The 1,592-nt window shown below is 38.0% G+C and carries 2 pseudogenes; one reads left to right on the top strand and one right to left on the bottom strand.

Going from position 1 to position 1,592, the window contains the following annotated elements:
- A pseudogene (locus QZ359_RS04720) lies at nt 1–124 on the top strand (ABC transporter ATP-binding protein); the annotation flags it as partial.
- Between the two features lie 284 nt (nt 125–408).
- Here QZ359_RS04720 and QZ359_RS04715 read toward each other — a convergent pair.
- Nucleotides 409–1,592 (bottom strand): annotated as a pseudogene (locus tag QZ359_RS04715) (HIT family hydrolase); the annotation flags it as partial.

Below are 1,592 nucleotides of genomic sequence, written 5' to 3'. Positions count from 1 at the left end.
AAAACTCTTTGCCACTTATCCTGGTGGTCTCATCACTGTTTCGCATGACCGTCGGTTCTTAAAAGAGGTCTGTTCAAGCATCTACCGCTTGACAGAACACGGTTTGGAGCTAGTTAATTTATAAGATTCATACTCATGAGGATAATTCTTTTCTTTGGAGCACTATTTAAACATTATAATCAGTGAATAAATCTTATATCCACATTCAAGTCAATAATTTCTTGTAATCAACTCTAAATAGACGGATAAAAACTACTTCTAACTATCAAAAAACGAGCACCTCCTCAGTTGGAAATGCTCGTTTTCTTATGTTGCCATGGTTTATAATTACAATGAGAAATAGGAAACAGACTTGAATGGGAAAATCTCCTAGATCTACGACCACAAACTTTTTATCTACCAACTTTTTTATTCTACTGGTTTTTCTTGATTTCCAGTACTTGTTGTAGATTCTGTTGTTTCCTTTTCTGGAACTGATTCAGCAGGTTTAGAATCTGTTGCGTTGCTCGGTTTGTTTTCGTCACTGGCAGTTTCACTGTTAGATTCTGCAGTTGCTAATGTTTCAGTTTCGGGACTTATCTTATCACCATTTGCTTCAGCATTTGTTGCTGGACTTGCTTCTTCACTCGCGCTTGATTTTGACTTGATTTCTTGATTCAAGATCAGAATAGCTTTTGTCAATTCAAGTAAAGCAGCCTTATCTTTACTCTTAGCAGAAAGTTGATCTAGTAGAGCATCCACCTTATCAAAGTCCTCATCAGAACCCTTATTGTTTTCTAAGTAAGCGTGAAGTGACATGAGGATATCGTAAAGCTTTTGATAGAGTACAAGTGTCTGAGGATCTTGCTCAGCATTTTCCTTCTCTTGTTGAAGAGCGCTAGCGATACGAGTCAAGACATCTTTTACCTGACTGTTTACTTCATCCAAGTCTGCATCAGCCTTGTTTGTAGCAGCTTTGAGATTTTCTACTTCTTCTGCCAAGGATTGTCTGATTCCTTCTTCTTGGATTTGCTCTAAGAGTTGAGTTGCCTTGCTCAGAAGACTCTCCACTTGTTCCTTGCTGACATGATTCACATGCTCTTCAGGCATAAAGTCTCCATACAATTCTTTCAAGAAGCCATAAATAGCTGTCTTGGCACTTTGATTATCAACTTTTTCAGTATCTAGAACTGTCTGACTTGATTTCGCAGTAGTTGGCTGAGCTTTCAAAGCTTCTTCCACTTCTTGTTTTGCCTGATAGATACTTGGGAATAATTTGTTCAATTCTGCTGCCTTAAGGAAGGATTGAGATTGATACAAAGTCCAAGTCAACTGAGCTACTTTGTTTCGAAGTTCATCACTCAAACGACCGTCATTTACGTGTTCGTAGAAATACTTGATGTATTCTACAGTTGTAACACCTGTTCGATCATTAAAGTCTTGAAGAGCTTGAAGTTGTGATTCAACCGCTGCTAAACCAGCCTCATCTTTAGCCAATTTAGATTCTTGGAGTCGAAGGAGAAGATCTTTCTTTGGAAGTCCATAAGAGTCTGTATCCAGTGTATTGATTTTATCAATCAAGGCCTGATATTTCTTATCTAGAGCGCTTGTTT

The organism is Streptococcus sp. (assembly GCF_019414905.1).
Taxonomy (GTDB): Bacteria; Bacillota; Bacilli; order Lactobacillales; family Streptococcaceae; genus Streptococcus.
The sequence above is the reverse complement of the archived record's forward strand: the minus strand, read 5'-3'. Positions and strand labels throughout refer to the sequence as shown.